The organism is Sphingosinicellaceae bacterium, from assembly GCA_019285715.1.
GTDB lineage: Bacteria > Pseudomonadota > Alphaproteobacteria > Sphingomonadales > Sphingomonadaceae > Glacieibacterium.
In genome coordinates, this window is record CP079108.1 from 3,063,305 (window position 1) to 3,078,765 (window position 15,461).

Annotated in this window: 13 protein-coding genes; 2 read left to right on the top strand and 11 right to left on the bottom strand. The window is 65.2% G+C overall.

What is annotated here, in order from left to right:
• Nucleotides 1-953 precede the first annotated feature (953 nt).
• Entirely contained in the window at nucleotides 954-1,352 is a 399-nt protein-coding gene (locus KX816_14040; GenBank protein ID QXQ05362.1) for a hypothetical protein, read from the top strand.
• Nucleotides 1,353-1,743: 391 nt separating this feature from the next.
• On the opposite strand, the gene KX816_14045 is transcribed toward KX816_14040, so the two are convergent.
• From KX816_14045 to KX816_14055, 3 genes are read right to left on the bottom strand one after another with little or no spacing between them, the layout of a single operon-like run.
• The gene (locus tag KX816_14045; GenBank protein ID QXQ05363.1) at nucleotides 1,744-3,270 is read right to left on the bottom strand and encodes a DHA2 family efflux MFS transporter permease subunit; all 1,527 of its coding nucleotides are present in this window, start codon (nucleotides 3,268-3,270) and stop codon (nucleotides 1,744-1,746) included.
• A 21-nt stretch (nucleotides 3,271-3,291) separates the two neighbouring features.
• Nucleotides 3,292-4,449, bottom strand: a complete 1,158-nt coding sequence (locus KX816_14050) for an HlyD family efflux transporter periplasmic adaptor subunit (protein QXQ05364.1) — start codon at nucleotides 4,447-4,449, stop codon at nucleotides 3,292-3,294.
• Nucleotides 4,442-5,917 (bottom strand): efflux transporter outer membrane subunit, encoded by a 1,476-nt coding sequence (locus KX816_14055; GenBank protein ID QXQ08584.1) that lies wholly within the window; start codon nucleotides 5,915-5,917, stop codon nucleotides 4,442-4,444. Before KX816_14055 ends, KX816_14050 begins: the two co-directional genes overlap by 8 nt.
• A 128-nt stretch (nucleotides 5,918-6,045) precedes the next feature.
• On the opposite strand from KX816_14055, the gene KX816_14060 reads away from it, so the two are divergent.
• Nucleotides 6,046-6,648 carry a TetR/AcrR family transcriptional regulator gene (locus KX816_14060; protein QXQ05365.1) on the top strand — a complete coding sequence of 201 codons (603 nt, stop codon included), beginning with the start codon at nucleotides 6,046-6,048 and terminating at the stop codon, nucleotides 6,646-6,648.
• Between the two features lie 306 nt (nucleotides 6,649-6,954).
• Here KX816_14060 and KX816_14065 read toward each other — a convergent pair whose 3' ends face one another.
• From KX816_14065 to KX816_14100, 8 genes are all read right to left on the bottom strand, one after another.
• Nucleotides 6,955-7,851: an SDR family NAD(P)-dependent oxidoreductase gene (locus KX816_14065; GenBank protein ID QXQ05366.1), complete on the bottom strand. Its 897-nt coding sequence runs from the start codon at nucleotides 7,849-7,851 to the stop codon at nucleotides 6,955-6,957.
• Between the two features lie 208 nt (nucleotides 7,852-8,059).
• Entirely contained in the window at nucleotides 8,060-8,758 is a 699-nt protein-coding gene (phoB, locus tag KX816_14070) for a phosphate regulon transcriptional regulator PhoB (GenBank protein QXQ08585.1), read from the bottom strand.
• A gap of 5 nt (nucleotides 8,759-8,763) precedes the next feature.
• Nucleotides 8,764-9,465, bottom strand: coding sequence for a phosphate signaling complex protein PhoU (gene phoU / locus KX816_14075; protein ID QXQ05367.1), 702 nt, complete (start codon nucleotides 9,463-9,465; stop codon nucleotides 8,764-8,766).
• A gap of 22 nt (nucleotides 9,466-9,487) precedes the next feature.
• Nucleotides 9,488-10,294 (bottom strand): phosphate ABC transporter ATP-binding protein PstB, encoded by an 807-nt coding sequence (gene pstB / locus KX816_14080; protein QXQ08586.1) that lies wholly within the window; start codon nucleotides 10,292-10,294, stop codon nucleotides 9,488-9,490.
• A 12-nt stretch (nucleotides 10,295-10,306) separates the two neighbouring features.
• Complete coding sequence (pstA, locus tag KX816_14085) at nucleotides 10,307-11,548, bottom strand: phosphate ABC transporter permease PstA (GenBank protein QXQ08587.1); 1,242 nt, start codon at nucleotides 11,546-11,548, stop codon at nucleotides 10,307-10,309.
• Between the two features lie 76 nt (nucleotides 11,549-11,624).
• Nucleotides 11,625-13,025, bottom strand: a complete 1,401-nt coding sequence (pstC, locus tag KX816_14090) for a phosphate ABC transporter permease subunit PstC (protein ID QXQ05368.1) — start codon at nucleotides 13,023-13,025, stop codon at nucleotides 11,625-11,627.
• 54 nt (nucleotides 13,026-13,079) lie between these two features.
• Nucleotides 13,080-14,102 (bottom strand): substrate-binding domain-containing protein, encoded by a 1,023-nt coding sequence (locus KX816_14095; protein ID QXQ08588.1) that lies wholly within the window; start codon nucleotides 14,100-14,102, stop codon nucleotides 13,080-13,082.
• Between the two features lie 174 nt (nucleotides 14,103-14,276).
• Nucleotides 14,277-15,305: an ATPase gene (locus tag KX816_14100; protein ID QXQ05369.1), complete on the bottom strand. Its 1,029-nt coding sequence runs from the start codon at nucleotides 15,303-15,305 to the stop codon at nucleotides 14,277-14,279.
• Nucleotides 15,306-15,461 lie beyond the last annotated feature (156 nt).

The window sequence follows — 15,461 nt, forward strand, 5'->3', positions numbered from 1 at the left end:
GCGCGAGAGCAAGCGTCGAACGAAAGCGCTGCTCTAACGCTTTTTGTGACCACTTCTTAATATCTTGTTTACTATTTCAAATACTACCTTACGATAAGGTCAGTTTAGTTGTTTATGGTATCGGGCATATGCCTCAGACAGACCAAGCCAAAGGCATTATCTCGAACATCGAGCAGGCTCGCTCAATGCGGGCATCTGGATTATCATATCGTGCGATCCGAGTAGAACTCGGCGTCGGCGCGAGTCAGCTGCGCAATATTCGCCGTGGGTTAAGGCGAGAAAAGGCGGGTTACTCAATTTTGAAATTGCGAGCGGCAGATGCGTCAAATCGCGATCTTCCGGTCAAATGCTCGGTCCTACCCGCTGGCCTGCGCAAAGCTCTGCTGACCTCCAAAATATGTCATACGCTGGGGGATTTGGCAGACCGTCTCGCCGATCCAAAATTCCCAGGATTAGAGACGCTGCCAGGGATCGGGCCGCACAGGTCGGCTCTTGTCAAGCGATTACTCAACGAACTCTGTGTGAGGCCGGCCTGTTTTGACTTGAGGGATGAAGTCGAATTGACTTTCCCGGAGCTTTTTTGCCCCATTTGATCACAGCAGCCGACGAGCCACCACTGACCATTCAGCTCGTGATGACCCGTTTTGAGAGAAACACAATCGATAAGCTTTTGAGTCTATGGCCTCAACAATCTCGCAGATCGTGATGGGCGAAGATATTTTCGGTCCCACTGTAGCTGTGGCTTTTTTGCATTTAGCAATATCTTAAGGCAGCCTCTCAGGATCGCGACACACCAAGCTAGACAACCCAGTATCTGGTGACCTTCGTCAGACTGGCCTTTACTCAACCTGCAGATGGCTCAACGTTGCCACTCCGAGATGGCGCTTGCCGGACCACCCTACGCGCTTTAAAAACCGAAATACTAACCAAAGCTTAACTCGGGTGCGTTTGTGATGAGTGACGATGCGTTAAATTATCGGCGCCACGCCGAAAAAATACGTCGGCTTATCGGTGGAGTGAGCGGGCATGCGGCGACAGCAGGCCTCCTGCTGGCCGACGAGTATGAAGCACGCGCTGATCAATTAGAAGGCACGCCTTTAGCGGCTGCGTACATCGGAAATATCGATCGCGTCGGCGCGAAGATTGCGGATGAGCGTGAGTTGATATCGACGCTTGTGATGACGGAGACGCAGCTCGCCTCACAGATCGCGGCGGTCCGTCAGAAACGCCTACTGGCGGAAGCTCGCGTCGAAGCAATACTCAATACGGTTTTGCTCTTTGACGTACCGCCTCCGCTTCGCCGCCGCTCCATCGTTCCTCCCTTCGAAGAGGCGATGACAGAGGCAGCCTAGGCGTGCCCGCGTGATCTGTCTCAGGCGACCGACTTCGCACTCCTGTGCTGGCCATCTCAGGATCGCGCAGCGCGTGGCCGCGGCCCTACACTCTGAGAATTTGCATGGGGTGAGCAGGCATCGACCAACCGACTGCCTGACGATGGCTCAACCACCGCGACGCATGCGTGGCGCGACCTACCTCTGCGTTCCGATCCTCCGATCTTGTCAAGTTCGTCGAGCACGAGCACGCGGCTGGCCAGCTGAGTGCGCCATCACGATAACTGACCACGCCGGCTCGGTATTCGACCAAGCGTGCGCCTGCACCATCGAACTGACGCCATGATCGTCGGCATGTGGACAATCGCTGCCGTTAATCGGTTTCGCTCCCGGTCTCGAAGAAGCACTATTGTCAATGCGCCGCGCCGGCCTCGATGACCCGCGTCGGACGCGGCGCGAGCCAGATTATCATCGCGGCGAAGACGAAGATGAACGTGGCGAGCAGCGAAATATGGCCCATCGCCACGGTCGAACTTTCCTGGCTGACGAACTGTTCGATGAATCCTCGCGCCTGATCGAGCGAGAAGCCTGCCCCTTGCAGCGCTGCGCTTGTGGGGGCGCTCGACAGGCTGGTGACAATCTCGCTACGGGCAAGCACGGAGCCGTTGCTCAATAAAGTCGTCGACACGGACGTGCCGATTGCGCCGCCCATGGTTCGCAGAAAACTCATGACGCCGGCTGCGGACGCCGTCTCCTCAGGTTCGACCGCCCCCAGAGCGATATTTGTGAGCGGTATGAAGAAGAACGGCATGCCGATCCCCTGCAGCATCTGTGGCCATGCCAGCGTCCAAAAATCGGCGTCACTGGTCCAGTAGAACCGCAGGTAGGAGGTAAATCCCAACCACAGGATACCGAAGCAAACCAATGTGCGCGGATCGGACTTTTCGCTCAGTTTGGTGACGACCGGAGCGAACGCCACCGCCGCCACGCCGGAGAAGGCGGTGACATAGCCGGCGTAGGTCGCGGTGTAGCCCATGGTTGATTGCAGCCACATCGGAATGAGGACCGCGCCCGAAAAGAAGGTTGCGAAGGCCGCCGACAAGCAGATGACGGAGACCGTGAAGCCGCGATGGCGGAACACCTTGAGATCGACGATCGGGTGCGCCTCCGTCATCTCCCAGACAACGAAGACGGCAAGGCCGATCACAGCGACGACGGCGAGCGCGACGATCAGATTATCGCCGAACCAGTCGTGTTCGCGGCCCAAATCTAGCATTATCTGCAATGCCCCGACCCAAATCACCAGCAAGGCGAGTCCGATCTTGTCGACGCCGAGTCGATCGGTCCGGGTCTCGGCGGACCCGAGCAGGCGATAGGCGGCGAAGGCGCACAGTGCCGCCACCGGGATGTTGATGAAGAAGATCCAGTGCCACGACCAGCTGTCACTGATGGTGCCGCCCAGAATCGGCCCGAGTATCGGCGCGACCAGCGTGGTCATCGCCCACAGTCCCATTGCCGCGCCTTGTTTTTCCTTGGGAAAGATCCGCAGTAACAGGGTCTGGGACAGGGGCATCAAGGGGCCGCCGCACAGCCCCTGACCGATCCGGCAGACGATGAGCATCGGCAGACTGAGCGACAACCCGCACAGCAGCGAGAAGAGGCCAAACCCGATGATGCCAAACAGGAACGTCTTGACCGAGCCGAAGCGTGAGGCGAGCCAGCCCGTCAACGGTACACAGATCGCCTCGGCGACAGCGTAGGAAGTGATGACCCACGTCCCTTGCGTCGACGAAATGCCGAGTGAGCCCGCAATGTGCGCGACCGAGACATTCGCGATGGTCGTATCGAGCACCACCATGAAGTTGGTGAGTGCGAGTACCCCACCGGCAAGGAGCAGCTTGCGACCGGTAAACGGTTTGAAATCTTCGATGCTGGCCATGGCCTGCCCTCTCCTGCCCGGTCAGCGCGCCGCGGTGTCGATCTCGACGTTCATCGACAGTCCGACGCGCAACGGATGCTCGGCGAGCTGCCGCGGATCGAGCGTCACGCGCACCGGCAGGCGCTGGACAACCTTGATCCAGTTGCCGGTCGCATTCTGGGCCGGGATCAGCGCGAAGGCCGATCCGGTGCCGCCCGAGAAGCCAGCGACACGGCCTTTGTATTCGACATCGCTGCCATAAAGGTCGGACGTCAGCTTGACCGCCTGGCCGGGCTTGACCTTGGTCAGCTGGCCTTCCTTGAAGTTCGCATCGACATAGGCCGCCTGCACCGGCACGATCCGCATCACCGTGGTGCCGGCCGCGATCCGTTGGCCGACCTGGATCGTGCGGTTGGTGACGACCCCGTCGATCGGCGCGCGGACGACGGTACGATCGAGATCAAGTTGCGCCTGTCGCACGCGCGCCTGTGCCGTCAGCACGTCGGGCGCGCTGCCCACCGTGGTGCCCCGGATCAGCGCATCGTTGGCCGCGAGATTGCCCGATGCGGCGCCGCGCTGCGAGCTGGCCTGGGCGACGGCGGCACGGGCTTGTTCGACCATCGCGCGGGCGTTGGCGAGCGCATTGGTGGCCGAGGTCAGCTCATCACCGGAAACCGCCCCATTGGGTGCGAGCTTCTGGCGGCGGTCGTAATCGACCTTCGCTTTGTCGAAGGCTGCGGAGGTCGCGGTCAACTGGGCGCGGGCGCTGACAATGTCCGCGGCCCGCGCCTGAACCTGCGCCGTTAGCGCGGTGCTGGTCGCGGCGCTCTGCCCGAACTGCCGGCGTGCCTTGGCCAAACCGGCGTCGGCGGATGCCAATGCGATAACCGCGTCGCTGTCGTCAAGGCGGATCAGCACGTCCCCACGCTTCACCATATCGGTGTCGGACGTCAGGACCCCGATCACCTGCCCCGCGACCATCGGGGTCACCTGCGCGGTGTCGGCTCCGACATAGGCATTGTCGGTCTCGACGTAGTGGCTGCCGACGAGCACGCTCCAGCCGCCATAGCCGACGCCCGCCAGCACGACGACGGCGGCAATGCCGATCAGGCCTTTCTTGCGGGAACTGGCGACCGATCGAGCCACCGGCTCGAGGGTCACTTCATGGGCGACGGGAGGGGAGAATTCGGCATCAGCCACGGTGATTGTCCTTGCTGGTCGGGTTGGCGCCGTTGGCGGCGGGCGCGGCGAAACCACCGCCCAGCGCGCGCACGAGAGCGATATCGAGGGTGAAGGCACGAGCCTGCAGATCGGCAACGGCGCGCTTCGCCTGCAGCGCGCGATCCTGCGCGGTCAGCACATCGACGAACCTAGACAGACCACCTTCGTAGCGCTGCCGGGCAACGGAATAAGCGGCCTGGGAGTCGACGAGCGACTGCTGCGATTCCGCCAGCCGCACGCCGAGCGCTCGCTGGCTGACGACCGCGTCCGCGACCGCGTGGTAAGCGTCGGCGACGGCGCGATCGTAATTCGCCACGGCCTCGTCATAGGTTGCGCGAGCGCCGCGATATTTGCCCTGCAGCTCGCCACCGTGAAAGATCGGCAGGCTGATCGCCGGGCCGGCACTGCCGAAGCTCGAGCCGCCGAGCAGCAGGTTCGACAGCCCGAGCGACTGAAAGCCGAATACCGCGCTGAGGCTCACCGCCGGGTAGAAACCGGCGCGCGCCACCTTGATGCGGCTGGCCTCGGCCTCCACCCTGGTCCGCGCCGCGACGATATCAGGCCGGCGGCCGATCAGGTCGGTGGTAACGTCGGCCGGTATTTCCCGCGTGGCGATGCTGACGGTTGGCGGTACGAGGTCGAGCCCACGATCCGGCCCCTTGCCAAGCAGCGCAGCGATCCGGTTACGGGTCAGCGCAATCTGCTCGTCGGTCGCCGCCAGATCGGCACGGGCGGAGGGCACGGCGGCCTGCGCCTGGCGCAGTTCGGCCTGGGTATCAAGACCGGAGTTGACACGGTCCTGGGTCAGACCTGCAGTCTGCTGGCGGATCTCCAGCGCGGTGACCTGCACCGAGCGCTGGGCGAAAAGCTGGGCGAAGTCGGCGTAGGCGTCGGCGATATTGGTGGAGAGCGTCAGCGTCGCCTGTGCGTAATCCAGGCCCGCCGCATCGGCATCCGACTGAGCCGCGGCAAAGGCGGCCTTGTTCTTGCCCCACAGATCCAAGTCGAATCCAAGATCGACGGCAACCCGACCAGTGTTGTTCCAGCCCCTCGGCACGAAGGCTGGGGGAACGCCGTTGTTATAGCTTTGCTTGGTGCCGCCGGCGCTTCCCGAGCCATCGATCGTCGGCAGCCGCGCCGCGCCCGCCTCCTGGGCGTAGGCATCGGCCCGGCGCACGCGCGCCACGGCGGCGGCGAGATCGGGCGCCCCGCGGAGGCCTTCGGCGACTAAGCCATCGAGCTGCGGGTCGCGATAGCCCTGCCACCAGTTTGATCCGGGCCAATCCGACGATGCGAACGCGGCGAAGCTGCGATCTGCAGCAAACGACGCGGGAGTTGCCATCTTCGGCGCGACACCGAGCTTTGGGATCGAAGCGCAGCCAGACAGGAGCAGCACCGCAAGCGGCGCTATGGGACGGATCAGGTCGATGGACTTCAATCGCTTCATGTTTGAAACCGTACTAGTGGGTACGGTTTTCAAATGACGACCAGGAATGCCCTTGTCAAGATAAAACTGTACTCTATAGTTCAGTAATAATGATAATTGTCCAACCCCCTGCCGCTGGACGCCGCGAGTTGCGCAAGCGCGACCGCCGCCAGACGATCGTCGATGCCGCACGAAAATCGTTCCTCGAGGACGGTTATGCCGCGACGTCGATGTCCGGCCTGCTCACGACGCTTGGCGGCTCCAAGGCGACGCTGTGGAGCTACTTCCACTCCAAGGAGGAGCTTTTTGCCGCCGTGATCGAGGACGTCACGACGTCATTCCGGACTGAACTGCAGGAGGGCCTGGCGCTGACGGAGGATCTGGAGGCCACGCTGATAAGTTTCTGTCGCGGCTTCATGAGCAAGATTTGCGCGCCCGAAGCTGTCGCGACCTGGCGACTGGTGGTTGCCGAAAGTGGTCGATTCCCGGAGATCGGTGAAATCTTCTTCGAGCGTGCCGTGCGGCCGACACAGGCGGCACTGGCGAGATTTCTGGCGCATCACGTCGCCCTCGGAGCTTTGGTTCCCAAGGATGCCGCGACGATGGCAGAGATGCTGACAAGCCAGTGCGTGGGGCAACAGAGCCGCCAGCTATGGGGCATCGCGAGTCCCAACAGTGCCGAGCTGGAGCAGCGCGCGGTCGAATTCACGTGGTGCTTTCTTCGTGCATACCGGGCCGAACGACGAACTTAATCGACCGCGCCAGCAGCGAAGACGCGCGCCAGCACGAAAACCATCAACGGCGTGCCCAGGTACGAGGCAGGAGGCGACCCGGCGATGACCGAGCCCAACCAGACCCTTGCCGATGTTCGACGTGCGGTCAGATTCGTGCCCGAAGGTGATGGCGCCTGCTCTTGCACGTCGGGTAGGGGATGGTGGACGCGTCGCGACGATTGCAGTCGAGCCTGAACCGAGACTGTTGCTCTTATTTGGCGGGTCCCAGGTTCGACCCCTGGCGAGCGTCGCTCGGCTACCGATCGCTTTGTTGTAGCGCGCGCCCTAGCTCATCCCGCCGAGCGCCATCGCGCCCTGCGCCGCACCGTTCTCCGGCACGACCTCGCCGGTGCGGTCGCTGATTTCCTCGAAGCGGGCGGCGATCGTCTCGGGGGTCATGTCCTCCGGCGCGACGTGGATGCCGCGGGTCAGGGTGACGTAGGCGCGCTCGAAGCCGCCGGCGCCGGCGTTGATCACGGCGTTGGTTGGGGCGTCGTCGCTGACCAGGTAGATCGCGGCGGGGGATACCGTCTCGGGGCCCATCTTGGCGAGCATCTCGGGCGGCATCAGGTCCTCGGTCATGCGGGTCGCGGCGACCGGCGCGATGGTGTTGACCCGGACGTTGTACTTGCCGCCCTCCAACGCGAGCGTCTTCATCAGTCCGACGAGGCCGAGTTTCGCGGCACCGTAGTTCGCTTGCCCGAAATTACCGTACAGGCCGGTCGAGCTGGTCGTCATCAGGATACGGCCATAGGCGGCCCCGCGCATCGTTTCCCACACCGCCTTGGTGCAGATCACCGACCCCATCAGGTGGACGTCGACGACCTGCTTGAAGTCATCGAGGCTCATCTTGACGAAGGTCTTGTCGCGCAGGATGCCGGCGTTGTTGATCAGGATGTCGACCCGGCCCCAGCGCTCCTTGACCATCGCCACCATCTTCTCGACCGCGGCCGCGTCGGTGACGCTGGCACCGTTGGCCATCGCCTCGCCGCCCGCCGCGACGATCTCGTCGACGACGGTCTGCGCGGCGGACAGCGAGCTGCCCGACCCGTCGCGCGCGCCGCCGAGGTCGTTGACGAGCACCTTGCAGCCGCGCTTGGCGAGCTCGAGCGCATAGGCCCGGCCAAGGCCGCCGCCGGCGCCGGTGACGATCGCGACGCGGTTTTCGAAGGTGATGGTCATGGTCGTCCCTGTAGAGGCGGCAGGCCTGTCGATGCAGTTGGGCGATTTAGAGCAGCGCGCAAGCGGGGGAAAGGGGTAGCTCGGAACGGACACGCGCCCGAACCCACCCCCGGCCCCTCCCTTCCACGGAGAGGGTCCCGCCTGCCCATATTACTCCCCACCGGCTTATCGGAGGGGTCGAGGGTGGGCGTGCGCAGCGCGTCCCGAGTCAGCCCGGCACCGGCTCCAGGTCGAGCGAATAGCCGGCCGAGCGCACGGTGCGGATGACGTCGGGAAAATTGTCGCCGTTGACCGCCTTGCGGAGCCGCCGGATGTGAACGTCGACGGTCCGCTGCTCTACATAGACATCGCGGCCCCAGACTGCGTCGAGCAGCTGTTCGCGGCTGAAGACGCGACCGGGATGCTCGAGGAAATGCCGGAGCAGGCGGAATTCGGTCGGCCCGAGCTGAACCTGGGTGCCGTCGCGGGTGACGCGGTGCGCCGAGGTGTCCATGACTATGCCGGCATAGTCGAGCGCCCCGCCCGACAGCGCCGGGCGCAGGCGGCGCAGCACGGCGCGGACCCGCGCGACGAGCTCACGGGGGGAGAACGGCTTGGTGATGTAGTCGTCGGCGCCGGTCTCGAGGCCGCGGATGCGGTCGGCCTCCTCGGCGCGCGCGGTCAGCATGACGATCGGCAGCGAGGCGGTGGCGGGGGCACGACGCAGCCGGCGGCAGACCTCGATGCCCGACAGGTTGGCGATCATCCAGTCGAGGATGATCAGGTCGGGCCGGGTCTCCTCGGCGAGCACCAGCGCTTCCTCGCCGTCGTGCGTCGTGATGACCTCGAACCCCTCCTTGTCGAGGTTGTAGGTGACCAGTTCGACGAGGTTGGCATCGTCCTCGACCAGCAGGATCTTGGGTTTCATGCCGGTCACGCTGCCTGGGTCGCGAAGGCGGTGTCGTCGCCGCGCGGCCGCTCGGTGATCTGCTTGCCGGTGGCGCTGTAGTAGACCATCTCGGCGACGTTGGTGGCGTGGTCGCCGATGCGCTCCAGGTTCTTGGCGATGAACAGCAGGTGCGCCGACGGCGTGATCGCCTGCGGATTCTCCATCATGTAGGTCAGCAGCGAGCGGAACAGGCTCGAGTAGAAATTGTCGACGGTGGCGTCGCGCTGGCAGACCGCGAGCGCCTTGTCGGCATCGCGGTCAACGAAGGCGTCGAGCACGTCGCGGACCATCTGCGCCACGACCCGCGCCATCTCCGGCACGATGACGATCGGCTCGATCGGGGCGGCCTGGGCCAGCACCGAGGCGCGCTTGGCGATGTTCTTGGCGTAGTCGCCGATCCGCTCCAGCACCGAACTGATCTTCAGGCAGGCGACGATCTCGCGCAGGTCGTCGGCCATCGGGGCCCTGAGCGCGATGATGCGGATCGCCAGCGCCTCGGCCTCGGTCTCGAGCGCGTCGATGCGCGCGTCGGTGGCTACCACGAGCAGCGCCGCATCGGGGTCACGCCTGGTCAGCGCGTCGACCGCGGCAAGGATCTGCGCTTCGCACAGGCCCCCCATCTGGGTGATCAGCGAACGCAGCTGATGGATGTCGTTGTCGTACGACTTGACGGTATGCTCGGCCACGGATGCGAACTCCTGCTTTTGCTCAGCCGTAGCGGCCGGTGATGTAGTCTTTTGTGCGCGGTTGCACCGGGTTGGTGAAGATCGTCGAGGTGTCGCCGTACTCAACCATCGTGCCGAGGTGGAAGAACGCGGTCTTCTGGCTGACGCGGGCCGCCTGCTGCATGTTGTGGGTGACGATGACGATCGCGTATTTACCCCGCAGCTCGTCGATCAGTTCCTCGATCTTGGCGGTTGCGATCGGGTCGAGCGCCGAGCACGGCTCGTCCATCAGGATGACCTCCGGGTCGACGGCGATGGCGCGGGCGATGCATAGCCGCTGCTGCTGCCCGCCCGACATCGCGGTGCCGCTCTCGGTCAGGCGATCCTTCGCTTCTTCCCACAGGCCGGCGCGGCGCAGCGAGCTTTCGACAATGCCGTCGAGGTCGGCCTTGGAGCCGCCGAGGCCGTGGATGCGCGGGCCGTAGGCAACGTTGTCGTAGATCGACTTCGGGAACGGGTTGGGCTTCTGGAAGACCATGCCGACGCGGGCGCGGAGCTGGACCACGTCCATCCCGGACTTGTAGATGTCCTCGCCGTCGAGCTTGATCTCGCCCTCGACCCGGGCCGAGGCGACGGTGTCGTTCATGCGATTCATGCAGCGCAGGAAGGTCGACTTGCCGCAGCCCGACGGGCCGATGAAGGCAGTAACGTTCTCCAGGCTGACGTCGATCGAGACGTCCTTCAGCGCCTGCTTGGCCCCGTAGTAGACGTTGACGTTGCGCGCCGTCATCTTGGTCGTCAGGCGACCGTGGTCAGCCTGATGGTCGACGTGCGGCACGTTGGCGGACATGTCCATGGCTGACTACCAGCGCCTTTCGAAGCGATTTCGGAGATAAATGGCGACGCTGTTCATCAGCATCAGGAAGACCAGCAGGACGATGATCGCGGCGCTGGTTTTCTCGACGAAGCCGCGCTGGACATCGTCGGACCACAGGAAGACCTGCACCGGCAGGACCGTCGCGGGATTGCTGAGGCCCTGCGGCGTGTCGGTGACGAAGGCGCGCATGCCGATCAGCAGCAGCGGCGCGGTTTCGCCCAGCGCCCGGCTCATGCCGATGATGGTGCCGGTCAGGATGCCCGGCAGCGCCAGCGGGAAAACGTGCTGGAACACCACCTGGACCCGCGACGCGCCGACGCCCAGCGCTGCGTCGCGGATCGACGGCGGCACCGCCTTGATTGCGACCCGGCCGGCGATGACGATGACCGGGAAGGTCATCAGCGCCAGCGTCAGGCCACCGACGATCGGGGCAGAGCGCGGCATGTTGAAGAAGTTCAGGAACACCGCGAGGCCGAGCAGGCCGAAGATGATCGACGGCACCGCCGCCAGGTTGTTGATGCTGACCTCGACGAGGTCGGTCCAGCGGTTCTTGGGCGCGAACTCCTCGAGGTAGATCGCCGCCAGCACGCCGATCGGGAAGCTCAGCCCGAGCGTCACCGCCAGCGTCAGCAGCGAGCCCTTGGTCGCGCCCCAGATGCCGGCAAGCTCGGGGTCGTTCGAGTCCGCGGCCTGCAGGAAGGTCGGGTTGAAGCCGGTGCGGATCAGGCCGCGCTTGATCAGCGCGTTGTAGTTGGCGACCTCGGCGTCGCCGATACCGCGCGTCGCGGCAGGCTCCTTGAGGTCGTACTTGCCCTTCGCCAGCTGGTCGACGTCGCTCTTGACCGGTACCCACACGGCGACGGTCTTGCCGAGCAGCGAGGGGTCGTCGACGACGGCATCGCGCAATGCCACCCAGGCCCCGGCGCTGACCAGGTCGGCGCCCTGCCCGAGCGATTTCGATGCGGTCGTCAGCAGGCCCTGGAAGTCGCCCGCCTGGATCGCCTTCTTGCCGTCCGGGCCGCGCGCCGCCGCGAGGTCGATGCCGAGCACGGTTGGATCGTAGGTCACCGAGACCTTGACCTCGGTGCCCATGAAGCCGGCCGCACCCTTGCCGACGACGGTCCACAGCAGGAACACCAGGAACAGCCCGGCAAGCAGCAGCGCACCCATACCGAGGTGCTTGAAGATCCATTCGGAGCGGTAGCGCGCCGCGATGCGGCGGCGCATCTCGGGCGTCGCCCATTCGGTTGGGACGATGGCCTGGAGGGGCGGTGGCCCGGCGGGCAAGGCTTCGGCAATGACGCTACTCATAAGCCTCCCGGTAGCGCTTCACGACGGACAGCGCGTAGATGTTGAGGCATAAGGTGATGACGAACAGCACGAGGCCGAGCGCGAACGCCGACAGGGTCTTGGCGCTGTCGAACTCCTGGTCGCCGGTTAGCAGCTGGACGATCTGGGCGGTCACCGTGGTGACGCTCTGGAACGGGTTCGCGGTCAGGTTGGCGGCGAGACCGGCGGCCATGACGACGATCATGGTCTCGCCGATGGCGCGACTGACCGCGAGCAGCACGCCGCCGACGATGCCCGGCAGCGCGGCGGGCACGAGCACGCGGCGGATGGTCTCGCTGGTCGTCGCGCCCATCGCCAGGCTGCCGTCGCGCATCGCCTGCGGGACTGCGGTCAACGCGTCATCGGCCATCGAGGACACGAACGGGATGATCATGACGCCCATCACCGCACCGGCGGCGAGCGCGCTTTCCGAACTCGCGCTGGAGATGCCGATCGACAGCGCGAAGTCCCGGACGGCCGGGGCAACGGTCAGCGCAGCGAAGAAACCGTAGACCACGGTCGGCACACCGGCGAGGATTTCGAGCAGCGGCTTCAGCCACTTGCGGACCCGCGGGTCGGCGTACTGGGTGAGGTAGACCGCCGTCATCAGGCCGAGCGGGATGGCGACGATCATGGCGATGATCGCGCCGATGAAGATCGTGCCCCAGAACAGCGGCACCGCGCCGAACGCTCCGGACGAACCGACCTGGTCGGCGCGGAGCGCGGTCTGCGGCGACCACACGGTGCCGGTGACGAACTCGAGGAAGCTGACCTTCTGGAAGAAGCGCACGCTCTCGAAGATCAGCGACAGCACGATCCCGAGTGTCGTCAGCACCGCGACCAGCGAGGCGATGATGAGCAGCCCCATGACCACGACCTCGACGCGGTTGCGCGCCCGGAACTGCGGCGTGACCTTGGACAGGGCCCATATTGCGCCGATGGCGGCGAGCGCGGCGGCGATGCCGCCGGCGATGAGGTTGTAGGTGCCGACGGTGTCGGCGTAGACCTTGGCAGCGGGGCCGGTGGCGGGGTTGAAGCCGCCCTCCTGGTCGCCGCTGGCGATGCCCTTGACCTCCGACATGAACGCCGAGACGTCGAGCGCCGTCGTCGGGCGCTCGGCGGCGGCAACGCTGGCCAGCACTTCGCCGGTAACCAGCCGGTCGCCGGCGATGCTCCACGCCAGCATGAGCAGCAGCGCCGGGGTCAGCGCGCACAGGCCGACAAAGGCGGCATGGTAATTGGGCCGCGAGTGGACCCGCCCGATCTCAATGCCGCCGTGATGCACGGCACCGGCAAATGCACCCCGGCTGCGCCCCACCATGAAGGCGACGAGCCCGAGGCCGATCAGCAGCATGGTGATGAAAGTCAGCGACATTGCGGCTCCATCACGAGCGTTGCCGGCGAGGCTGCCCCCGCCGGCATACGCAGCTTACTTGATCGACGCGAGGTCGAGCGGAGTCAGGTTGGCGACGATCGCAGCGTTCTTGGTGCGAACCGCGTCGGGCGAGGCGACCAGGCCGCGCTGGGCGAGATAGCCGCCCTTGCCCCAGGTGCTGTCCTTGGCGTACTCGGCCAGGAACTCGCGCATGCCGCGGATCGCGCGGACGTGCTGGAGCTTGACGTAGACGTACAGCGGGCGCGACGCCGGGTACTTGAAGCTGGCGATGTTGTCGTAGGTCGCCGGCAGGCCCTGCAGAGGCACGTCCTTGATCTTGTCGCGGTTCTCTTCGAGATAGCTGTAGCCGAAGATGCCGAGCGCGTTCGGGTTGGCGGCGAGCTTTTGGACGATGAGGTTGTCGTTCTCGCCGGCTTCGACGTAGGCACCGTCCTCGCGGAGCTTGGTGCAGACGTTCTTGTACTTGTTCTCGTCCGACTTCTTGAGCGCGACCATCGCGGCGTTGGCTTCGCAGCCCTTGGTCATGATCAGCTCGCCGAAGGCATCGCGCGTGCCCGACGTCGGCGGCGGCCCGAGGACCTCGATCTTGGTTGCCGGAAGCTTGGTATTGACGTCCTTCCAGGTCTTGGTCTTGTTCGGCTTGCCGTACGGATTGGCAGCGAGCGCCTTGTAGATGTCGACTTCGCTCAGCGTGTAGTCGGCGGCGCTGCGGGCGTGGGCGAGCGCGATGCCGTCGAGGCCGACCTGGACTTCGGCAATCTGCGTGACGCCGGCGGCCTTGCACGAGGCGACTTCGCTGGCCTTGATGCGGCGCGACGCGTTGGCCATGTCGGGGAACTGCTCGCCGACGCCGCTGCAGAACAATTTGATGCCGCCGCCAGTGCCGGTCGATTCGACGACGGGCGCCTGGAACTGCGGGAACTTGCGCTTGAACTGCTCGGCAACCGCGGTCGTGAACGGATAGACCGTCGACGAACCGACGATGCGAATCTGGGTGCGGGCCTCGGCGGCGGTGGCTCCGGCCACCAGCGCGACGACCGCGCCCGCGGTCATCATGGCTTTGATCGACAAGACTATTCTCCCTGTGGGGTCGCTGACTGAGCGGGCGTGAGGCACCGATCCGCAATTTGGACCAGACTGCTGCCCCCAACCGTCAACGGAGCGCCTAGCCGCCGGTCATGTACTCTCTATGACAACCACGTTGCAGTTTTGTGACGACCGGAGCGCGCCTTAACTCGCCGGTAACGTGAACGACACCTGGGTGCCCTCGCCGAGCTTGCTGGTGATGACCAGTTCGCCGCGGTGGCGCTCGACGATGTGCTTGGCGATGGCGAGGCCGAGGCCGGTGCCGCCGAGTGTCCGCGAGCGGCTAGTGTCGACGCGGTAAAAGCGCTCGGTCAGCCGCGGCAGGTGGATCGGCGCGATGCCGTCGCCCTCGTCGCTGACGGTGATCCGTACCGTCCGGCCGACGACCTCGGCGCGCAGGGTGATCGGCGTCCCGGTGCGTCCGTATTTGAGTGCGTTCGAGACAAGGTTGTGGAGCACCTGGAGGATCTGGTCGCGGTCGGCGATGACATCGGGGAGTTCCGGCAGCGGTGCGATGATCAGCTGGCGCTCGTCGGATTCGAGGCGCATCGCGAGCGTCCGGGCAACGTCGGCGATCACCGGCGGCAGCGCCATCGCGAGCTGCGGCCGCACGTATTTGTCGAGCTCGATGCGGCTCAGCGACAGCAGGTCCTCGATCAGTCGCGACATCCGCGCCGACTCCCGCGCCATGATCTCGAGGAAGCGCTCGCGCGCCGGAGCGTCCTTGACCGCGGGGCCCTGGAGCGTCTCGATGAACCCGGCCAGCGTCGCCAGCGGCGTGCGCAACTCGTGGCTCGCGTTGGCGACGAAATCGACCCGCATGCGCTCGGTCAGCCGCGCTTGGGTGATGTCGGTGAAGCTGAGCAGCACCCGCGTGCCATCGACCGGCGCGGCTCGGACCCGGAAGGCGTTGTCGTGGGCGCCCAGCCCGGCAACCTCGCGGACGGCGGCGTTATTGTCGGCGAAGGCCTCGCGCACGGTGTCGAGGACGGCGGGGTGGCGCAGCACCAGCCGCAGGTCCTGGCCGAGCAGCCGGTCACCGAACAGCGTCCGCGCCGGGGCATTGTCGGACAATACGCGGAAGCCCGGCCCGATCAGCAACGCCGGATCGGCGAGGACTTCGACACCGAAGCTGTCGCGGTTGGTGCCGGGGCTGATCATGGCGCGTCGCAAGCGCGGATTTTCGCCAGCGGTCAAGCGCCGATGCGGCCGCAACCCGTGACCGCCCCGCGCATCGTGCTTCGAGCCGGCCACCACACGCGGCCGCGGTGTGCCGTTACGGCGCGTCGGGCCAAGCTGGGCGGCCGGGCGAAAAACCCTGCCGACAGT

Excerpts from the sequence above, each read along its gene's own strand:
- KX816_14040 (QXQ05362.1), top strand. The coding sequence starts at position 954 with ATGAGTGACGATGCGTTAAATTATCGGCGCCACGCCGAAAAAATACGT.
- KX816_14045 (QXQ05363.1), bottom strand. The coding sequence starts at position 3,270 with ATGGCCAGCATCGAAGATTTCAAACCGTTTACCGGTCGCAAGCTGCTC.
- KX816_14055 (QXQ08584.1), bottom strand. The coding sequence starts at position 5,917 with ATGAAGCGATTGAAGTCCATCGACCTGATCCGTCCCATAGCGCCGCTT.
- KX816_14065 (QXQ05366.1), bottom strand. The coding sequence starts at position 7,851 with ATGACCATCACCTTCGAAAACCGCGTCGCGATCGTCACCGGCGCCGGC.
- phoB (QXQ08585.1), bottom strand. The coding sequence starts at position 8,758 with ATGAAACCCAAGATCCTGCTGGTCGAGGACGATGCCAACCTCGTCGAA.
- pstB (QXQ08586.1), bottom strand. The coding sequence starts at position 10,294 with ATGTCCGCCAACGTGCCGCACGTCGACCATCAGGCTGACCACGGTCGC.
- pstA (QXQ08587.1), bottom strand. The coding sequence starts at position 11,548 with ATGCGCCGCCGCATCGCGGCGCGCTACCGCTCCGAATGGATCTTCAAG.
- pstC (QXQ05368.1), bottom strand. The coding sequence starts at position 13,025 with ATGTCGCTGACTTTCATCACCATGCTGCTGATCGGCCTCGGGCTCGTC.
- KX816_14095 (QXQ08588.1), bottom strand. The coding sequence starts at position 14,102 with ATGATGACCGCGGGCGCGGTCGTCGCGCTGGTGGCCGGAGCCACCGCC.